This window comes from Hallella colorans (genome assembly GCF_003096815.1).
Taxonomy (GTDB): Bacteria; Bacteroidota; Bacteroidia; order Bacteroidales; family Bacteroidaceae; genus Prevotella; species Prevotella colorans.
Genome location: NZ_QENY01000008.1, coordinates 55002 through 76273 on the forward strand (window position 1 = coordinate 55002; position 21272 = coordinate 76273).

17 protein-coding genes are annotated in these 21272 nt (G+C 47.5%); 2 read left to right on the plus strand and 15 right to left on the minus strand.

Features of this window, described 5'->3' with window-relative positions; genetic code table 11:
* Positions 1-561 precede the first annotated feature (561 nt).
* From C7379_RS05460 to C7379_RS05525, 14 genes are all read right to left on the minus strand, one after another.
* Positions 562-1014, minus strand: coding sequence for a GatB/YqeY domain-containing protein (locus tag C7379_RS05460; RefSeq protein WP_116616362.1), 453 nt, complete (start codon positions 1012-1014; stop codon positions 562-564).
* 87 nt (positions 1015-1101) lie between these two features.
* A complete protein-coding gene (gene ftsZ / locus C7379_RS05465) occupies positions 1102-2445 on the minus strand; it encodes a cell division protein FtsZ (protein ID WP_116616409.1) in 1344 nt (447 codons plus the stop codon).
* Positions 2446-2470: 25 nt separating this feature from the next.
* Positions 2471-3913, minus strand: a complete 1443-nt coding sequence (gene ftsA, locus C7379_RS05470; protein ID WP_116616363.1) for a cell division protein FtsA — start codon at positions 3911-3913, stop codon at positions 2471-2473.
* 16 nt (positions 3914-3929) lie between these two features.
* The gene (locus tag C7379_RS05475) at positions 3930-4724 is read right to left on the minus strand and encodes a cell division protein FtsQ (RefSeq protein ID WP_116616364.1); all 795 of its coding nucleotides are present in this window, start codon (positions 4722-4724) and stop codon (positions 3930-3932) included.
* A 13-nt stretch (positions 4725-4737) separates the two neighbouring features.
* A complete protein-coding gene (murC, locus tag C7379_RS05480; protein WP_116616365.1) occupies positions 4738-6135 on the minus strand; it encodes a UDP-N-acetylmuramate--L-alanine ligase in 1398 nt (465 codons plus the stop codon).
* 13 nt (positions 6136-6148) lie between these two features.
* Complete coding sequence (murG, locus tag C7379_RS05485; protein ID WP_116616366.1) at positions 6149-7264, minus strand: undecaprenyldiphospho-muramoylpentapeptide beta-N-acetylglucosaminyltransferase; 1116 nt, start codon at positions 7262-7264, stop codon at positions 6149-6151.
* A 182-nt stretch (positions 7265-7446) separates the two neighbouring features.
* Positions 7447-8718, minus strand: coding sequence for an FtsW/RodA/SpoVE family cell cycle protein (locus C7379_RS05490; protein WP_116616367.1), 1272 nt, complete (start codon positions 8716-8718; stop codon positions 7447-7449).
* A gap of 70 nt (positions 8719-8788) precedes the next feature.
* Complete coding sequence (gene murD, locus C7379_RS05495; RefSeq protein ID WP_116616410.1) at positions 8789-10120, minus strand: UDP-N-acetylmuramoyl-L-alanine--D-glutamate ligase; 1332 nt, start codon at positions 10118-10120, stop codon at positions 8789-8791.
* Positions 10121-10208: 88 nt separating this feature from the next.
* Complete coding sequence (gene mraY / locus C7379_RS05500; protein WP_116616368.1) at positions 10209-11477, minus strand: phospho-N-acetylmuramoyl-pentapeptide-transferase; 1269 nt, start codon at positions 11475-11477, stop codon at positions 10209-10211.
* Positions 11478-11521: 44 nt separating this feature from the next.
* Positions 11522-12976, minus strand: a complete 1455-nt coding sequence (locus C7379_RS05505) for a UDP-N-acetylmuramoyl-L-alanyl-D-glutamate--2,6-diaminopimelate ligase (protein WP_116616369.1) — start codon at positions 12974-12976, stop codon at positions 11522-11524.
* A gap of 45 nt (positions 12977-13021) precedes the next feature.
* Positions 13022-15190 (minus strand): penicillin-binding protein, encoded by a 2169-nt coding sequence (locus tag C7379_RS05510; protein ID WP_116616370.1) that lies wholly within the window; start codon positions 15188-15190, stop codon positions 13022-13024.
* Between the two features lie 7 nt (positions 15191-15197).
* Positions 15198-15734: an FtsL-like putative cell division protein gene (locus C7379_RS05515; RefSeq protein ID WP_243406720.1), complete on the minus strand. Its 537-nt coding sequence runs from the start codon at positions 15732-15734 to the stop codon at positions 15198-15200.
* The gene (gene rsmH / locus C7379_RS05520; protein WP_116616371.1) at positions 15731-16651 is read right to left on the minus strand and encodes a 16S rRNA (cytosine(1402)-N(4))-methyltransferase RsmH; all 921 of its coding nucleotides are present in this window, start codon (positions 16649-16651) and stop codon (positions 15731-15733) included. Before rsmH ends, C7379_RS05515 begins: the two co-directional genes overlap by 4 nt.
* A 36-nt stretch (positions 16652-16687) precedes the next feature.
* A complete protein-coding gene (locus C7379_RS05525; RefSeq protein WP_116616372.1) occupies positions 16688-17152 on the minus strand; it encodes a division/cell wall cluster transcriptional repressor MraZ in 465 nt (154 codons plus the stop codon).
* 771 nt (positions 17153-17923) lie between these two features.
* On the opposite strand from C7379_RS05525, the gene C7379_RS05530 reads away from it, so the two are divergent.
* Together C7379_RS05530 and C7379_RS05535 are read left to right on the plus strand one after the other, a co-directional pair.
* Complete coding sequence (locus C7379_RS05530; protein ID WP_116616412.1) at positions 17924-18778, plus strand: lyso-glycine lipid O-acyltransferase GlsA; 855 nt, start codon at positions 17924-17926, stop codon at positions 18776-18778.
* Positions 18779-18795: 17 nt separating this feature from the next.
* Positions 18796-19776, plus strand: a complete 981-nt coding sequence (locus C7379_RS05535; protein ID WP_116616373.1) for a glycine N(alpha)-acyltransferase GlsB — start codon at positions 18796-18798, stop codon at positions 19774-19776.
* A 134-nt stretch (positions 19777-19910) separates the two neighbouring features.
* On the opposite strand, the gene dgt is transcribed toward C7379_RS05535, so the two are convergent.
* Positions 19911-21248 carry a dGTP triphosphohydrolase gene (gene dgt, locus C7379_RS05540; RefSeq protein WP_116616413.1) on the minus strand — a complete coding sequence of 446 codons (1338 nt, stop codon included), beginning with the start codon at positions 21246-21248 and terminating at the stop codon, positions 19911-19913.
* Positions 21249-21272: the final 24 nt, after the last annotated feature.

Genomic DNA, 21272 nt, shown 5'->3' on the forward strand with positions numbered 1-21272 from the left:
AGGTTGTAATCACAGTGTGATTAAGGCTCTTCCGCGCTGCGAATAAGGCCTAATCATGCTATGAGCAAGCACCAATCGCAGCCCTCTTATGATTTTTGGTAACGCTCTACTTGGTTTTGACAAAAAAAGATAGCCCTTTTTGCTCTGGATGACTCAAAAATAATGATCAAAAAAACAGTAATTATATTTTATAAAATGAAGAATAAGGAGTAAGGAGAGAAGAGTGGGGAGCGAAGAATGAATGAAGACAGCAGCACCGGATTCGAGAGGCGTCTGAGCGCGGTAGAAATTTGCGCGTGTGAACTTTTATGCCAACATCATGCCTTCCTGTTTTTAATCCTAATTGCGGTTATACATGGTTACCACACTTGTAGAGACCTACGGTGCCCACCAAAAGTGAATACTTACTGAGCCTTTAGCTCTCCCATTAAATATCAGTTGAGCCAAAGAAACATCTATCGTGTACTATTAATAACTATAAAATATATGTCTCGAACATTCCATTGGAATGTTCGAGACATATAATATTGGCAGTTTTGCAGGGCAAGTATGGCCCAACGATTAGCTTAGCAACTTTCGAACGATAGCCGAAATGGCTTTGCCATCGGCCTTCCCTGCCATTAGTTTGGTGGCCATGCCCATCACTTGGCCCATAGATTTCATGTCGACGGCACCTGTCTGGGCGATAATTTCCTTGACCTTGGCCTCTATTTCTGCTTCTGAAAGCGGCTGTGGAAGATACTCCTTGACAACAGCTACCTGTGCCAACTCCTCATCCGCGAGATCGTTTCTGCCAGCTTGGGTGTACGTGTTGGCACTTTCTTCGCCTTGCTTGGCAAGTTTTTGGAGTATTTTGAGAGCGGTATCGTCGTCCAGAGTATCGTTGGCACCGGGTGCGGTTTTGGCCTCGATGAAATATTTTTTAATGTTGCGCAAGGCCTCGGTGCGAACTTTGTCTCGGGCCTTCATGGCGGCTCGGATGTCGCCGCTAACTTTGTCGAATAGTGTGGCCATAATTATTGGTATTTAGTGTAAAATTGAAAATGCTGATGTTTCTTTTATCAATATGCAAGTATTGGCAACGAGCGTGATCCAATCTATCTATACGAAGCTGATCATTCCCTGTACGGTGTCTTGACTTGGCTCCGTGTCTGACGGGGCATTTTGACCGTTTGCAAGATTGCGTATCTCGTCAAGCATTTGCCTTGTGCGTTTGTAGGTGGGCGAATTGTCCACAGCAAGTATCACGTCTTCGTTATCAAGATCATCTTGGCTGAACAGATAGAGGTGTGGGCGACGTTTGTATTGTTTGTTTCCGGAGTCGCTACCATAATATCTATTACGCCGCTCTTGCCGCTCGGCGGCTTTCTCTTCCTCCTCAGCTATGCGGTTAGCCTCTTCTTGCGAGTGCCTGCCGCGTCGATCAATGGGTTCCACGTCTTCCACGCCAAAGCCTGTGGCAAGGATCGTAATCTTCACTTTGTTGCCCAATTCTGGATCGGTGGCGATACCCCATTTTATCTCAAAGTCTTCTCCAAACTTGGCCATGAAGTCGTTCACGTCGTTCATCTCCTCCATCAGTAATCCTTGATTCTCGTCTTTCTCATCGCAGAAATTGATGAAAAGCAATATTTTTTTGGAGTTGAAGACATTGTTGTTGTTAAGTAACGGGGAGTTGAGCGCGTCTTCTATAGCTTTTTTCACACGTCCGTCGCCCTCGCCGTATCCTGTGCTCATGATGGCAACGCCTCCATCCTTAAGCACGGTTTTCACATCGTTGAAGTCTACGTTGATAATACCGTGTATGGTGATGATCTCGGCTATGCTTTTGGCTGCCACGCTGAGAGTGTCGTCGGCTTTGCCAAAGGCGTTTACCACGGTGAGGTCGGGGTATATCTCACGCAATCGCTCATTGTTGATAACAAGCAGCGCGTCCACGTGCTTGGCCATTTCCTCTACACCGTCAAGCGCTTGGTCTATCTTTTTGGGGCCCTCAAAGCGGAACGGTATGGTGACGATACCAACGGTCAGAATGTCCATTTCCTTGCTCACTTGGGCTATGATGGGGGCAGCGCCGGTACCAGTGCCGCCACCCATTCCTGCAGTGATGAATGCCATTTTGGTGCCGTCGCTGAGCATTCGGCGTATGTCGTCCATGCTCTCCAAGGCTGCCTCCCGGGCACGAGCAGGCCTGTTGCCAGCGCCTAAGCCCTCACTACCCAGCTGCAAATGCACTGGAACGGGAGAGTCGTTGAGGGCCTGCGCGTCGGTGTTGCACAATACAAATGACACGTCATGAATACCCTCGCGATACATGTGGTTCACGGCATTGCCGCCTCCACCTCCAACGCCTATTACTTTGATAATACAATTTTCTTGGGTTGGCGCGCCAAAGTCGAGGATTGACGGCTTATTGTTCTCGATGTTATTGTTGTTGTCTGACATAATATCTGTTGTTTGCTTGGGTTCGTTATTTGTCATCATCTTCTTCGTCTACCATTTTCTTGAAGAAGTTTTTCATGCCCTTGATGGTTTTGTTGACGAATGAGTTCTCACGTTGAGCCTTACGGTTGGCTTCTTCTTCCTCTTCTATTTTCCGTTGTCGCTCACGCTCTTCTGCCTCTTTTTGCTTACGCTCCTCCTCGGCAGCCTTTTCAGCCTCGGTCTGAACGATGCCCTTTCCTGTTATCTCACTCAGCGGACGAGGCTCTTTGGGAGTGTCGGTTTGAGCCGGGCGTTCGTCGGCCCCAAATAGGTCTTTGCTAAACTCATCGCCCGCACAGTTCATGTCTCCCTTGGCCAACAGTCCAAGCACAGTGCACATCGTGCCGTCCTTGACGTTGATGGCGGGCAGGTGAGAGTTGATGGTGTGGGTAACAAATTTTGCTATTCTGATTTTTTCCACGTGCGTGTGGTTTCGGAACGCGCGCTCAATGTTGCACATGTTTGAGCCTCCACCCGTGAGGATGATCCCCCCAATGAGCTTGTCGTAATATTCGTTTGGCACTTGGCACCATACGTTTTCAATGATCTCTTGCATGCGCGCCTCCACTAACTCGATGAAAACGCGCGCAGGAATGCTGCGTTCGGGGTCGATGGTATAGGTAGCATCGGCGTCTATGTCGGCTGTCTCGGTATAGGCGTTGCCATGTTTTAGTTTGAGTTTTTCTGCCTGTTCCTCCTCCATTTGAAGAGAAGCAATGTCTTTGGTAACGTTGTTACTGCCCAATGGTATGACTGCAAGGTGTCGCAGTATATTTTTGTAATATACGCAGACGGTAGTGGTATCAGAACCTAAATCCACCAAGACCGCACCACTCCTACGCTCGCTATCGGTGAGCACCGCGTCGGCGAGTGCTAATGGCGAAAGGTACATTTCGGCAATGGCTATGCCTGCGTTGTCAAAGCATTTGTTGATATTGCGGTAGAAAGTGCGCCGCCAAAGTATGTTCAAGAAGTTGCCCTCAAGGTGCGAGCACTGTATACCCACGGGGTCGAGTTGATACTGGTTGTCCAACTTGTATTCTTGGGTTGCTGCATCAAGTATCTCTTGATCGGTGTATTGCATGCTGCGATTGGCGTCCATCAGCTCGTTAACCATGTCTTGTGTGACGATAGTGTCATTGGGAAGTTCCTTGACATGCGTGTTTCTAACGCTCCGAATAGATTGTCCGCCTACTCCCACATACACGTGTGCTATTTTAGCTTTGAGTGTGGTTTCTAACTTTTTAACGATATTGGTGAGTGTCTGTACCGTCTTGTCAATGTTATAGACAACACCTTTTCGAACGCACGACGAGGAGTCTTCTTTCACGACTGCGAGAACACTGATGCTCCCATCGAGATTTTTCTTGCCCGCGATGCCGGTCATCTTAGACGACCCAAGTTCGATCGCTACTATAAATTCTGCCATAGGTATATAATAATTTTCAATTCAATTCTTTCTTCTTGCAAATGATTTGGTTGTCAAATTCTACGTTGATATACGAGTATTTGTTCCATCCAGCCTGTGAGAGTCCGTATCGATAAAATTTTTCCAAACGGTCCATTTTTTTCTGCACATAATCAGTAATCATCTTTTGTCTCATGCTGGTGTATTTAGTTTCGGGCAGCTGCCCTATATAGATGATATGGTTTCCGACGCGTGGCACCAGCTCTACTCCATGATCGGGCAGCACGTTGATCTGTACTATTTGGTTTTTCCAAAACTCGCTCGCGTTGAGAGACTCGGCCAAATAGGATATGTAATGGCGTGCGTACCACTTGTTGATATACCCCGTGGCGATGATCAGATCGCTGGTGTAATGTGAGTTGGGCATGATACTGTGCTTGTCATCGATGTAATAGTCGTCGCCATTGATGGCTTTGATGCGCAGCGATGGCATGCGTTGGGTCAGCGAAATGGAAACGTGCCCATTCTCTGTCTTGTAACATTCGGCTTGCTTGACAAACGGACTTTGTTCCAATGTCTCTTCGATGACGCGCGTGTTGATGTCTGCCATGAGTTTGGAAAGAGGGTAGAGTTTGCTTTTTTCCAGTCTTTTTTTTATCTCCGTGGCATTGATAAAACCATTGGTGGCCTCGTCCTCGATATTGATGTTAACCTGTGTGCATATTCGTTGCTCTGCGTTTGGCCTGTCAAACGCGGTGATGGCAATGATGATATATCCTGCAAGGATTACATCGAGTGCGATGATCGTGGTTTTTCTCCAGTTGATATGCATGTCAATTTATGGCTCAATCTTGTGGTGAGCGTTCGTCCTTCTCTTTTATTATTTTGGCTATGGCAGGCACGGCATTGTCCAAATCGCCTGCGCCCAAGATCGTGAGCACGTCAAAATCCCGTTTCTTTGCGAGCTCAAGCACGCTGTCTTTATCAATAATAAGTCTCTCAACACCCTGTTCGAGGTTGTCGTAAATGAGTTGCGACGTGATGCCGGGAATAGGTTTTTCGCGAGCTGGGTAAATCTCGGTGAGTATCACTTCGTCAAAATGGCTGAGCGCATGGGCAAAGTCTTGATAAAAGTCGCGAGTGCGGGTGTAGAGGTGCGGCTGGAAAATGACGGTGAGTTTTCGATCTGGGTATAGTTCCCTAAGACTTTTGGCGCATTGCAAAATTTCTTTGGGATGGTGCGCGTAGTCGGATAGGAGAACGTGTTTAGGTGTGCGAATTTTGAAATCGAAGCGTCGCTTCACACCATGATATGTCTCCATGCCATATTTCAGCTCGTCAGCAGTGCACCCACATAGCTGAGCCATTGCCATAGCGGCTACCCCATTCTCGATGTTGATGGGGATGGGTTGCCCAAGCTTGACGCCTATCACGGATTTTATTGGTGAGATGAAATCAAATGTTATTTCACCTTTGTCAATGACAATGTTTTCGGCGTGGAAATCGCCTTGTTCACGGCTATAGGTATAAGTGTTAACACCTTGTTGCACGTCTGCCTGCATTTCAAGGTCAGTATGTATGATGAGTGCGCCACCGGGCTGGATAAGTTCGGTATAATGGCGGAAACTCTCAAGGTATGCCTCTTTGGTACCATATATGTCAAGATGGTCGGGGTCGGTGGATGTTATAACCGTCATCCATGGCGAAAGCCAATGGAATGAGCGATCAAATTCGTCAGCCTCTATCACCACATAGTCGCTTTTGTCAGATAGGATATAGTTGCTGTCGTAGTTCTTCGAGATGCCACCGAGAAAGGCGTTGCATCCCAAGTGACTCTGATGCATGATGTGAGCGCACATGGTTGAGGTAGACGTTTTGCCATGAGTGCCAGCCACGCACAGTCCCTTGTGGGTGCGAGTGAGCGTTCCTAACACTTGCGCTCGTTTTTGCATCTCAAAACCATTGGCGCGAAAATATTGCAATTCTCGGTGCTCAGCAGGGATGGCTGGGGTGTAGACCACAAGGCAAGAGCTGCTGTCTCGACATGCTTGTGGTATCTCGTCCACATTTTCTTCGTAGTGGATCATCATGCCCTCGCGTTCCAATTGCTTGGTAAGCTCTGTCCGTGTCTTGTCGTATCCGGCCACGACCATCCCCCTGTGAATGAAATATCGGGCGATGGCACTCATGCCGATGCCACCCGCTCCCACGAAATATACTGCTTTGATATCGTCGATTTCCATTGTCATGATTATCTTATTGTCCTCCCCCGGCAAGTTTTATCACTTCCTCAGCAATAATGTCTGCAGAGTCTTTCAGTCCTAATTTTTTAATATTGCGAGACAATAAGGCCAGTTTGTTGTCATCAGTCACCGTTTGTAGGGCTGTTGATAGCAACACTTCAGGGGCCTCTGCGTCTTTCACGTAGATGGCGGCGTCTTTGTTTACAAGTGCCATGGCGTTTTTTGTTTGGTGGTCTTCAGCCACGTTTGGGCTTGGTACTAAAATGACAGGCTTGCCCAATAGACAAAACTCGCTGATGGAACCAGCTCCCGCTCGGCTCACCACCAAGTCGGCTGCTTGGTATGCCGCTCCCATATCGCTAATAAAATCAAGCACTTTCAGGTTAGCAATCTCACCAAAATCAGCGACGGCACGGTTTATCTTTTCGTTGTAATACTTCCCTGTTTGCCAGATAAACTGAACGTTGGAGGCTTTCACTTGGCCTAAATGTTGACGCATACTTTCATTTAGTGTGTGTGCTCCAAGACTTCCACCTACGAGCAAGATCGTTTTCTTGTCGGGAGCAAGGCCGAACGATTGGCGAGCCTCTTCCTTGCTTTTTTCGCAGCGAAGCACGTTTTGTCGTACTGGATTGCCAGTCATGACGATCTTCTCGGCTGGGAAAAACCGTTCCATTCCATCGTATGCCACGCAAATCTTGGCCACTTTTTTGGATAGCAACCGATTGGTCACGCCCGCATAACTGTTTTGCTCTTGGATGAGGCATGGTATGCCCTGCTTGGCGCAAACATTGAGCGTTGGGCCACTGGCGTAACCGCCTACGCCCACAGCGACCATTGGTTTGAAGTCGCGAATGATGGCCTTGGCCATGCGTTGGCTCTTCCATATTTTGTACATCACACTGATATTCTTGAGCAAATGTTTGCGATCGAATCCACAAATGGGTAGACCTTTGATATCGTATCCCGCCGCTGGCACACGCTGCATTTCCATGCGGCCGAGAGCGCCTACAAACAATATCTTGGCGTCAGGGCATTTGGCTTTGATGGCATTGGCTATTGATACGGCTGGAAAGATATGTCCTCCGGTACCGCCACCACTTATGATAATTCTTAAGTCGTTGTTCATATGAGCGTTATTATATTTGGCAAAAGTAATCAAAAAAAACCGCTTTAGGGTCTTTTCGTCCCACTTTATTTATTAGTTTTCAACTCTTCGATAGCACCTTGAGCCATTAGTTCTCAGCATTTTGTTCATGAAAGAATTTTCCAAGACTTTCAAGTCAAATTCAAATATAAGGCTTGTTCTGTCTAAGTGGTGACAAGAGAAGATGCTGTTTGCTCGTCATCGGCGGCGATGTTTTTTTTCGCCGAGCGGCTCACGCTGAGAATTGCGCCAATATAAATGCAGTTGATGATAGACGAGGTGCCACCCTTGCTGATAAGTGGCAGCGGCTGACCCGTGACGGGCGCCAAGCCCACAGCTACGCACATATTGAACAATGCCTGCGTCACCAAGAGCATGGCAAGCCCCATGGCCAAGAAAGCCGGGAAATTGTTCTCGCACCGATTGGCTATGCGCCCTGTGCGAAAAAGTAGGATTATATACAGCATGGCTACGAAAATAGCACCGGCAAGCCCCAATTCCTCAATGATGATAGCATAGATAAAATCAGAAAAAGCTTGTGAGAGAAAATCTCGCTCCACCGAGTTGCCAGGCCCTTTTCCTATGACGTTCGAAGAGACAATAGCTATATTGGCATGCGCCACCTGTGCGTCTTTGTCAAGATCCACTTCTTCGGGTGGCACTTCTTTGCTGTAAAGAAATTTGTTTATACGCGATTTCCAAGTGTCAAAACGGTGCAATATGCCAGTATTGTTGCCCTGCTGGTTCGGGGTATCAATGGTTGCCACCTTATCTGTCAGGTTGTTCGACATGTCCTCTGGCATCTCATCCTTTCCCAAAATCATCACCGATGCAATAACTGCAACTATCAAAATGGTTACCACACCTATCAACTTACCCAACTGTTGGGCTGGCACACGCCCCACTACCATCATCAAGAAAATAACGGCGCACAGCAATGCGGCTGTGGAGAGGTTCTCAAGACCGATGAGCGGCACAAAGATGCCACATACCACAAGGATGTATTTCATGGCGTGCTTGTCGGCTCCGTCATCTGTCTGCATAGCGCTCAATATCTGGGCGGTAGCTAACACCAGCGTGCCCTTTGCTATCTCGGATGGCTGAAACTGTATGCCAAGTATTTCTATCCAGCGACTTGCGTTGTTAACCTGACCAGCAAAAAACACCCAAATCAACGTAAGCGCCGAAATAACTATTAGGATTGGTGTCGCGATCTTGAAGTATTTGCACTTGATATTGAGTGTCACTACCATGCAGAAAAAACCAACAGCCAATATAAAGCAATGCTTAAAGATGGGTGCGAGGTAGTTTCCCCCCTTGTACGTCAAGCCAGAAGAGGCCGAGAAGACCTCCACAATGCTGATTATGCAAAGAAAGAAGAACACCATCCAGATGACCTTGTCTCCTTTGAATATGTTATTGAATTTCTGGTTCATTCATATTTTGTTTGCTAATATGATAGCTATAAACGTTTATGCTCCAATCTAACCTTTGTTATAATGGCCATTAAAGGTTTCGTACCAATGTCTTAAACTGATCTCCTCGGTCCTCCATGTTTTTGAAAAGGTCAAAGCTGGCGCAGCATGGCGAGAGCAGCACGGTGTCGCCAGTCTTGGCCATTCGGTAGCAGGCTTCCACACACTCTTTCATCGAGTGGGTGTCTGCCACGGGTATCCCCATGCCGTCAAAATTATCATGCAATTTTTTGTTGTCGGCTCCGAGATATACCAATCCGACGCATTTTTGTCTCACTAACTCTTTGATGGCCGTGTAATCGTTGCCCTTATCCTTGCCACCGAGTATGAGGATGGTAGGAGTGCGCATGCTCTCCAAGGCGTACCAGCAAGCGTCTACATTGGTTGCTTTGGAGTCGTTCACGTAGTGCACGCCGGCTACGTCGCACACTTTTTCTAAACGATGTTCCACCCCGGGAAAGTCGCTCAGGCTCTTGCGGATAACCTCTTTCTTGATGCCACTGATGTTGGAGGCTATGCCGGCGGCCAGCGAGTTGTATATATTGTGTTTCCCCGTGAGAGACAGCGCTTCTTGCTCCATGTTAAAAGGCACGGGATATTCCAATTTGTACTGTCCCTGCTCAATATATCCGATACTTCCCTTTTCTTTCACTTCTGAGAAAGGACACTGCACGGCGTGTATGTCATATTTGTCCAATTCTTTCTTCACCACGGGGTCGTCGTTCCAGTAGATGAAACTGTCCGTCTCCGTTTGGTTGCGTATGATGCGCATCTTAGCGTTCACGTAGTTTTGGAATTTGTAATTGTAGCGATCAAGGTGGTCGGGCGTTATGTTGAGCAATATGGCGATGTTTGCCCTGAAGTCATACATGTTGTCCAGTTGAAAAGAACTCAATTCTATGATGTAATACTCGTGAGGGTCTTCCGCTACCTGAAGCGCGAGGCTTCGTCCAATATTCCCTGCCAGTCCCACGTCATACCCGGCGGTTTTGAAAATGTGGTATATGAGAGATGTCGTGGTGGTCTTTCCGTTGCTGCCGGTGATACAAATCATCTTGGAATGAGTGTATCTTCCCGCAAACTCTATCTCGCTGATAATGTGTGTTTGCTGTTTGATGAGTTTTTGGATGATAGGCACTTCATCTGGTATGCCTGGACTTTTTATCACCTCGTCAGCGTTCAATATATCTGCCTCGGTATGTCCACCCTCCTCCCATGCTATGTCATGGTCGTCAAGTAGTTGTTTGTATTTATCCTTGATGCCTGTAGAGTCAGACACAAATACGTCAAATCCCTCTTTTTTGGCCAAGACCGCGGCTCCGGCTCCGCTTTCTCCAGCTCCCAAAACTACTATTCTTTTCATAATCTTTTTCTTCTTTATTTGTATGTGTGACATTGTGCGTCAGGTTAGTCAAGCGTTTCGCGCGCAGTCCCAATCATTTTTCTTTAGCTTATCTCATCTTCAAAGTGATAATTGTCATAGCCGCGAGGATAATGGTGATAATCCAAAAGCGGATGGTGATTTTGCTCTCGTGTTTGGCCGACCGTGGAGCTTTTACGAGATAATTGCAGTCAGGGTCCAATTGGTCTTGCGTCACACGGAAGTTGTCGTGTATGGGCGTGCGCTTGAAAACACGTTGTTTCACCCCCTTGCGTTTACCCCATTTGTAATACCACACCTGCACTATCACACTCAGGCTCTCCACAAAAAAGATGCCGCACAGTATGGGCAACAACAGTTCTTTGTGTATGATGACGGCGGTCACCCCAATTATACCGCCTATGGTTAGCGACCCCGTGTCGCCCATGAACACCTGTGCGGGATATGCGTTGTACCATAAAAAACCGATGAGTGCGCCTACGAATGCGCACATAAACACCACCAATTCTTGTGAGCCGGGTATGTACATGATGTTCAGATAGGCGGCAAACTCCATGTGCGAGCTTACGTAAGCGAGTATGCCAAGGGCTACGCCAATAATAGCAGAGTTGCCCGCCGCCATGCCATCCATGCCGTCATTGAGGTTGGCGCCATTGCTTACGGCCGTGACCACGAGAATGGTCATAATGACAAAAAGAATCCATCCGGCCGCCACTTTGTGCTTGCCACAGAACGACATGATTTGTGAATAATCCAGATTGTGTCCTTTTAGAAATGGGATGGTGGTCTTGAGTGTCTTGCGCGCATCAGTCCTATGTTTCACTACCATCTCTTGTCCTTGCCGCTCAAGCACTATGTTTTCGTTCGATTTGACGTCGGGCGAGGCCCAAAGCACCAATCCTACGATAAGTCCAATGCCCAATTGCCCCACTATTTTGTATTTGCCTTTCAGCCCATCCTTGTTTTTCCGGAATATCTTGATGTAGTCGTCCATGCCGCCAAGAAAGCCTAACCATACCGTGGTGATGACCATGAGGATGAGGTAAACGTTTCTCAACCTACCCAACAGCAGCACTGGAATAAGCACCGCCATGATGATAATGATGCCGCCCATGGATGGTACGCCTATCTTCTTGGTGCCGAATGGGTCTATCTTCTCATCGCGTGCAGTCTCGGTAATCTGTTTCTTTTTTAAATATTTGATAAACCTTTCACCAAACCACACGGAGATGACAAGAGACAATATCAAAGCCAAAAGAGCCCTGAAGGAGACGTATCCCCACATCCTCGCACCCGATATGCCGTACTGTTCTAAAAATCTGAAAAGATAATATAGCATATTTTATATTCTTTTTGTTTTGTTGCTTGAGCTGCCTCGATGTTTTAATTGTTGAGGCCGAAAATCTCTTTCACCACCTCTTTATCATCGAAATGGTGTTTCACACCTTTTATGTCTTGATAATTTTCATGCCCTTTGCCAGCTATCAAAACAACGTCTCCTTTTTGTGCCATCATGCAAGCCGTTTTGATAGCCTCACGCCTGTCCACGATACTCAACACTTTTTTCATTTGCTGACTGTTCAGACCAGCCAGCATATCGTCAATGATGGCCTGTGGATCCTCAAAACGGGGGTTGTCACTCGTGATGATCACCTTGTCACTTTGCTTCACGGCCTCGCGTGCCATGAGCGGCCGTTTGCCTTTATCGCGGTTTCCTCCTGCTCCACACACGGTGATGACATGTCCTTTTCCGTCCACCTCATGTATGGCATTCAGTACATTCTCAAGTGCGTCGGGTGTATGGGCGTAATCCACGATGGCCGTATAGCCATCGGCCGACTGTATAGGTTCTAACCTGCCACTTACGCTGTGGAGCGTGCTCAAGGCCACGAGGATATCCTCGCTCTTCTGTCCAAGCATGATGGCGGTTCCATACACGGCCAGCAAGTTGCTCACGTTGAACTTGCCGATAAATTGAACGCCCACCTCGTGCCCATCCACGTTGAGATACATGCCGGCAAAGTGCATCTCCACAATGTTGGCTTTGAAATCGGCCATTCGGCTCATGGAATACGTCTTTACCGTAGCCTTTGTGTTCTGTACCATGTACATGCCGTTTTTGTCATCGGCGTTTGTGATGACGAAAGCCGATTTTGGCAGCATGTCAAAAAACGCTTTTTTTGCGTTTCTATAGTTCTCGAACGTCTTGTGATAGTCTAAATGGTCGCGTGTCAGGTTGGTGAAAATTCCCCCCGTGAAAGTCAGGCCGCCAATGCGCTTCTGTGCGATGGCGTGACTGGAACATTCCATGAATACATAGTCGCAACCCGCCTCCACCATTTTGTGGAGCAGATAGTTCAATTCTATGGGGTCTGGAGTGGTGTGGTCGGCTGGTATGGCGCTTTCTTCTATGTAGTTGCATACCGTAGACAGCAGCCCGCATTTGTATCCCAATTTTCTGAACATATTATATAATAAGGTGGCGACGGTGGTTTTTCCGTTAGTTCCCGTCACCCCAACGAGTTTCAGTTTCTTGGATGGATAATCGTAAAAGGCTGTTGCCACCTTGCCCACTTCGTTCTCCGTGTCGGCCACTCTCACATAGGTAACGTCCGCAGACCGTTCCGTGGGCAAGTCTTCGCACAAGATGGCCTTGGCTCCCAACGAGATGGCTTTGGTGATGAATTGATGGCCGTCCACCAATGTTCCTTTCATCGCTACAAACAAATTGCCATCGTGTATCTTGCGCGAATCAATGTTCACGCCAGTGATATCAACATCCGTATCACCAATGATGGCAATCGACTTAATGCCAATCAGCAATTCTTTTAATTTCATATATTGTTTATTTATGGTCCAATAGTTTTATTCACGGGCAACGGCTTACTCCAATGTCAGCACGCAAACGTCTCCTTTTTTAATGTAATGGCCGACTGGCAAGCTCTGTGCCACCACCTTGCCCCTACCTTTGATGCGGCATGTCGCACCTCTACTCTCAATGAGATAAACAGCGTCTCGAGCGCCCATACCTATGACATTGGGCACACATTTCTTGCCAACCGTTTTTTGTTTTACCAATGACACGTGGTCGGCACACTTTTTCACCTTGCCCCACACTGGCGTTTTCGTGGCAGAACCGCTGCTAAAATTAGTGTTGGTCTTGATGCCAAGGTGCGACAATACATAGTCGGCCGAGAGCACGTTGCCATCTTTCACGTCAGGAATTGGCATCGATAAGGAGTCTCGAGCGTCAGCCACATCAAAACGAATGTCGTGCGCCATGATGCCCTCGGCTATGTTATGAAACACCACTCCGCTCATGCCACCGCCCGAGGCGGGTAGCCCAGATTTTTGAATACATACGATACAGCTGTACCGCGGCGCGTCAGCGGGAAAGTATCCGGCGAACGACAACAAATAGTTCACCCGTCCACTCTTATATCCAGCGGCACCTTGCGATATTTGCGCGGTGCCTGTCTTGCCTGCCACGCCAAAGGCCTCAGACCCTGCTTTGCGCCCTAAACCTTCGCTTACCACTTTTCGTAGCATCTCTTGCATCAGCTTGATAACACGTGGCGAGGCTATCTGTTCGTGCCCCTCCACCACTTGTGGCGGAAACTCTTGCAATATTTTGCCGTCTTTCACGGCTGCTTTCACAAAGCGTGGCTGCATCATTTTGCCGTCATTGGCTATGGCGTTGTAGAACGTCAACGTAGAAATGGGTGGTATCTGAGACTCGTATCCGATGCTCATCCATGGTAGGGCGGTGTTGCTCCAATTGACCCATTCACCGCGTTTGTTTTTCTTGGGCATGCGTACTTTGCCATGCGTGGCACCAACGATGGGTATGTGCAGGTCGGCGGTGATACCCGATCGATATACACCGCGTACAAATTTTTCGGGGTTGGCATGGTAATATTCGTCTATGATACGGCTCACGCCGATGTTCGAGCTCACTTTCAGTGTTTTCGGAAGCGTCATCGTGCCATAGCCACCACGACGCCAGTTGTGGTCTTTCATCTCCCTACCGTACATGGGCCAAATGCCCCCACCAGTGTCCACCACCTTGTTAGTGTCGCACATGCCGTCTTCCAACGCCGTCATAATAGAGACAGGTTTGAATACCGAGCCGGGCTCTAAGAGGTCGCTTACGGCGTGGTTTTTGATTTCACGATACTCGCCGTCCACGCATTTCTCCATGTTCACGATGGCCTTCACGTCGCCGGTTTTCACCTCCATCACAATGGCTACGCCCACGTTGCCGTTTATTTCTTTCAGCTCATCGATCACCGCGCGCTCTGCCAAGTCTTGCATACTCACGTCGATGGTGGTCACGATGTCTGCCCCGGCAATAGGTGGCGTGTCCACAATGTCAAGATAACGATTGAGCACTTTGCGGCGATGCTTAATGCCAGTGGTGCCGCGCAAGAGTGAATCATACGACAATTCTAACCCACATCGGGGGGTGCGACCACCATTCATAGCTGCGTACATGTCGCCCACGGTTCGTCCAGCCAACGTGCCGTAAGGCCGCTCGCGCGCATTAAGCTCCTCCCAGTGAAAGCCACTCTTGTTCTTGCTCAGGTTAAGCACTGGCAATTGTTTCACCTGCGAGAATGTATTATAATCTATGCGGTTCGGCCAAATGGGCCAATGTCGTTTCTCTTCTCGTCGTCCTTTTTCCAACGAGGCTTTAAACTCCGCTGCGCTTCGCTCCGGGAATATATGGTTCAAGCCCATGCATATACTGTCTATTTTGGCCTCCCAGAGCGAGTCTGTGCCCGTGTCTTTGAGGGGCTTGAAATCCATATAGATTTTAAACTCTGGTAGCGAGGATGCCAGCAGCTGCCCGTCACAACTCAATATGTTGCCACGCGTGGGTATCACCTCCACGCTGTCTTTCTTCACTCGATTGGCCACTTTCAGCCAATAGTCGCGTTTGGCGGTCATGACGTATGCCGCTTTGCCCACCACAGCGATGGCCACCAAGGTCATCAGCACGGCAATGGCGCTATATCGCGGCATAATCTTATTATAGTCAAACTTGCTCATATTGGTACTATTCGGGTATGTTGATGATGTATGGTGGTTGCTTAGCTATTTTCAGCACGCTGTCTTGGTTTGTTTTGAGCATTTCCATCACGTTGCTCTCGCGACTCTTCTCGGTGAGCTGACTCGTGCTTGAGAGGGCTTTGTATTTGGCATCTTTCAATTCTTCTTGCAGACGATCTATCTCAATGATGTCACGCTGGCAGCCATATCTGTTGGCAATATAGACCACCATGAAAGCCGCTATCAGTACAAAAAGCCATATTTGCCGACGTATGGCGGCCGTGTTTAGTATGTCACCACCCAATATTTTGCGCAATGAGAATTTGCGCGACAGAGGTGCTTCTCCTTCGATGGCTTGTTCCTGTATCACCTGTTTGAGCGTCGGAGCCTGTTCGGTGTTGCCCACTTCCGTTTGGGGTGTCTCCCCATCCTTCAGGTTTTCTGTGGAGGTGGTGGTGCGCAAGGCTTCTCTCACTGCTTGGTCGGCGGAGCCATCGGGGGCTTGGCTGAACGTATGCGAATTATTCTTTAAATCCTCTTTCATTTCTTTTCCGCTATTCTTAGTTTGGCACTTCTGCTTCTTGGGTTGTGCGCCTGCTCGTTTTGGTCAGGTATGATTACTTTGTTGTTCACAGGTTTGAGCGCAAGATCCACATTGCCAAAGAAATCTTTCTCAATCCGTCCCTCCACATTGCCAGTTTTAATCAGGTTTTTCACGATGCGATCTTCTATCGAATGGTAAGTTATGACACACATTCGACCACCCGGGGCGAGTAGCTGCGTTGCCGCCCGGAGCATCTCTTTGAGGGCTTCCATTTCTTGGTTCACCTCTATACGCAGAGCCTGAAAGAGTTTGGCCATGTCCTTTTTCTCTCGTTCTCGATTGAATATGGGTTCCGCTATTCGCAACAAATCTTGTGTGGTGGAGATGGGGGCTTCTTTTCGCGCCTTTGCGATGGCTGCCGCTATTCGCCGTGCGGATTTCAATTCGCCATAGAGGTAGAAGATGGAAGCCAGTCGTTCCTCGGTCTCTTCGTTTACAACATCTGCGGCCGTCCTTCCCGCGCGATTGTTCATGCGCATATCCAAGGGAGCGTCAAAGCGAAACGAGAACCCCCGTGTCTCATCGTCAAAATGATGGCTCGACACGCCGAGGTCGGCCAAAAGGCCATCTATACTGCTTATCTTGTAATAGCGCATCCAATTTTTTAGGTAGCGAAAGTTGGAGCGCACAAAGGTGAAACCTTCTGCCGTGACATCTCCGATGTTAGCCTCTGCGTCTTCATCTTGGTCAAAACTGAACAACCGCCCCTTGCCACCAAGCCTCGAGAGTATCTCACGCGAGTGGCCGCCACCGCCAAAGGTGACATCCACGTAGATGCCACCGGGCTTGATAGCCAGGCCGTCCACGCTCTCTTTGAGCAACACTGGGATGTGATATGTCTCTGCTTTAGTAACCATATTTTTCGGGGGGAAGTTTTTTTTGGCAGACTTTGATTATTCAAGTTGGCTGTCCTTGCTGCTCATAAGTTGTTCCAACGCTTCCGCAAACTCGTTTTTTTTCATGATGGGTAAATTATCGTTGGCTTGACAAGCCCATATCTCAATGGTGTCGCCCATGCCTACAAAGCGTAGCGACTGCTTGATGCCTACGGTCTCAAGGAAGTCTCGAGGGATAAGGATGCGCCCACTGGAATCTATCGAAACGTATGTCACTCCACTCACAAACGTGCGATAGACCATCTGTTGCGCACGATCCCAGCGTGAAAGTCGACTGCGTAACTCGTCCATTAGATCGTTCCACACTGGCTCGGGGTAGAGCACAAGCGTACGCTCAAAGATATCTTGTCGAAGCACAAGACCCTCTTCCTCGCCATGCACGAGCTTCTTGCGAAACTGTGCAGGGAGAAAGGCTCGCCCTTTGGTGTCGATCTTTGCTTCTATATTGCCTAAAAAACGCATGCGTACATCTATGTAATCTGATTTCGCTTCAAAGTTACGCAAAATTCCCCACTTTTAGCCACTTTGCCCCACTATTTTTCATTTTAGGTTGTTTTTTAACGCTATTTGCTTGTTCTATGCATTTTCTAAACGTCTTTGGCAATGTTGCCGTGTGTTGTATTTTTGCCGTATGTGGTGAGAGTGTAAACTTATCAGCCATATTCGAGATAAGGAAAAAAAAGATGTAATAAATCTTACAAACGCCCCATGTTTAGAATTTATCGGTCCAAACCAATGCTGTGGAGGCCGGAATAGGCCATTTTTGATATTTTTCACAAATCGCTGTTTATAAGGCACTTGTTGCTTTTCAGATTTTATTGACATGTAAGATCAATCATAAGGGCCGTACAAATAGTGTTTTAGGGCATCATGATTGAGTAACAATGACAAACCGAAGAAGATATTCCAGCAAAAGTTTTATTTTATCATGGCACAGTTTTTTAAACTTTGGCGGATATACCACATGCTTTCGTTCGATTTATTTTTTATGATTTATATTGACATTTTCTGAAGCGTTTGTACTGCTGAGAGTGTTTATGAGCTGATGGCAGTCATAGATAGAGATGACTCAATTTCCATTTCGGCAACACAGTGATGATAAAGAAGGGATTATATTTAAAAATCTGACGGTTTTATATTTCATTTTTAAGAAATTACGTTTTTTTTTAAAAGAAAAAGTAAAAATTACGAAAAGATGTGCTATTTTTGCAACTACTTAGCATGATCGGAAACATGGTACAAAACGTACAAAAAACAATTGACATTGAAAAGGTGCTGAGAAGCAAGATGGGGGGCAAGGTGAAGTATGTGCCCCGTTTTGTCATTAATTGGTTGAAGCGCTTGGCCCACGAAGACGAAGTAAACGCTTTTTTGTGGGAAAATCGTGACAAAGAGGGCACGTCATGGTTGGAAGCGTGCGTAAAATACTTGGACATGGACATTTCCATCGAGGGCGAGGAAAACCTGCCCGATAAGCATGACGGTAAGCTCTATACCTTTGTTTCCAACCATCCGTTAGGAGGACAAGACGGCGTGTGCCTTGGTGCCATCATCGGTAGACGTTATGACGGAAAATTTCGCTACTTGGTGAACGACCTTTTGATGTTTTTGCCCGGATTGAGACCAGTGTGTATCGGCATCAATAAAACCGGGCGGCAAGCGCGAGACTTTCCGCGAATGGTAGAAATGGGCTTTCAAAGCGACAACCACATACTCATGTTTCCGGCCGGCCTAAACTCGCGTCTCATTGGCGGAAGAATACATGACTTGCCGTGGAAAAAAACATTTGTGACCAAAAGCGTGCAATATCAGCGTGATGTGGTGCCCATCTATTTCAGTGGACGCAACTCTAAACGCTTTTATCGCATAGCTAAATGGCAAAAGATAATAGGGCTGAAAGTAAACATTGCCATGCTTTTTTTAGTCGACGAGATGTACAAAAACCGGCATAAACACTTTAGAGTGGTTGTTGGGAAACCCATTCCTTGGCAAACTTTCGACAATAGAAAAAAACCGGTGGAATGGGCAAAATATGTAGAAGATAGGGTTTATGAGCAGGCAGGAACACTGGGATTGCGTGCGGAGTAAGGCCAACTATAAACAATATGGAAGAAAAAATTATCCAACCCGTTAGCAAGGAGGCGTTGAAAAAAGAGCTCACGCCAGAGCGACTGATGCGCACCACCAACAAAAGTCATAACGACATCTACGTGGTCACGGCTCAAAATTCGCCCAACGTGATGAGGGAAATAGGCCGGCAGAGGGAGATTGCCTTCAGAGGCGCGGGTGGTGGAACGGGCAAAGCCGTTGACATAGATTGCTATGACACCATGCGTGACGGTTGTAACCAATTAGTGGTTTGGAACCCAGAGGCCGAAGAGATCATTGGCGGATACCGCTATCTGTTTGGCGACAAATGGAAAATAAAGGATGACGGACAGCCTAATTTGGCCATGAGTCACCTGTTCAGGTTCTCTGACGATTTTATGAAACACTATGCGCCCTATACTGTTGAGTTGGGCCGGTCGTTCGTGTCGTTGGGGTATCAGAATGTGAGAAAGAGTGTCAAGAGTATCTTTGCGCTTGACAATCTGTGGGACGGACTTGGCGCACTTACCGTGCTCAATCCGCGGTGCAAATATTTTTTGGGAAAAATGACAATGTATCCCTCGTTCAGCAAGCGTGGACGAGACATGATATTATACTTTCTACAAAAGCATTTTGGGGATAAAGAAAAGCTCATTTATCCGATGAAACCTGTAAAAATGGAGACTGATCAAACAGAATTGGCTTCTATTTTTTGCAAAAAAGACTTTAAAGAAGACTACCGCATATTGAACCACGAGGTGCGCCAATTGGGTTTTAACATCCCACCGTTAGTCAATGCTTATATGAACCTCAGTCCTTCGATGAAATTTTTTGGCACAGCCATCAACGACACGTTTGGCAACGTGGAGGAGAGCGGCATTCTCATTGCGACAGACGAAATATTTGAAGAGAAACGTGTTAGGCATATCAATAGTTTTGTGAAAGAGCATCCAGAAGCCCTCAAGATTCCCGGGAAACCCAATAACGTGATACTGTAACGGCTTGAGAAACACTACCGTTGGCACACGATCAAAAACCCCTTCCATAGCCAGCTGCCTATGGAAGGGGTTTTTGATAGCATCCGCATTTGGCATGAATGTATTTTAACACATTCACGTACTCATAGGGACAGCTACACAATGGGCAAGGATATGCCATTGATTTTTTGGTATATGTCAAGAGCGTAAATATCCGTCATACCACTGATATAATCCAAGACAGCCATGACGCGCGTTTCCAAATTGTCGCTTTCAATGTCGTATTGGCTACTCACGCGGTCTATGAGTTGCTTGCTATGAAATTTACCAGGATTTACGGCAGCGTCTATAAATCGCTGCATCAACGTCTCCATGATCTTGTAACCACTCAGTTCCACGTCCAAAACAGGCTTGCTTCGGTATATTTTCTTGTAAGCTATCTTCGCGCATCGCTTGTACGCTAAGCGCTGATGTTCGGCGATATTGTCAATAAGGCTACCTTGAAACGTGCCCGACAAGATCTCGTCCTCATGCTCGACAAATGTCTTTACACACTCGCCCTCAAGCAACCCCACGACGCAGGCACGCATATAATTAATGCGCTCGTTGAGATCTGTTACTCCCTCGGCCTCTAAACGTTCCTTGATAGACTCCCGCATGGGTTGCTCCATGAAGCCCAAGAGTAGGTCGGAGGTTTCCTCGTATGACAAGATCTTGAGTTTGTGTGAGTCTTCAATATCCATGATCTCATAGCAGATGTCGTCTGCCGCCTCCATCAAATAGACCAAGGGATGTCGTACATAGCGTAAGGGATCATTGGGCTTTGATATGCGAATAATGCCCAATTCATCGGCTATTTTTTGATAAGTATCTATCTCCGACGTAAAAAAACCAAACTTGCCGTGTGCTCCGGAGATCGCGCTGGCGAATGGATATTTCACCATAGCCGCAAGCGAGGTGTATGTCATCACAAATCCTCCGGGCCTACGCCCTTTAAATTGGTGGGTCAATAGGCGAAAAGCGTTGGCGTTTCCCTCGAAATGTGTGATATCGTCCCAAAACTCCGAACTTACCTTATGTTTGAGAAAAGAACCTTTGTCCTCCGTAAAATAGGTTTGAATGGCTTTCTCTCCAGAGTGCCCGAATGGTGGGTTTCCCATGTCGTGTGCCAGTCCGGCGGTTTGAACAACGGTTCCAATCTCCTCAAACAGGGTTCCTTGAAGCTCCGGATGCTTTTTGATAAGACGCTTGGCCACGTCGTCGCCCAATGACTTGCCGAGTGAGGAAACTTCCAAAGAGTGGGTGAGCCGGTTGTGCACGAATATGCTTCCGGGCAGCGGAAAGACCTGCGTCTTGTTCTGCAAGCGGCGGAAGGGAGCCGAATAGATGAGCCGATCGCCGTCGCGTTTGAACTCCGATCGATCGTCATGGCGCAAGGGATGTCGATCTTCCTGCCCCAGACGCCTGTTGGATATGAGTTGTTTCCAGTCCATCATAATGCTGTATGCTTTGTTCGC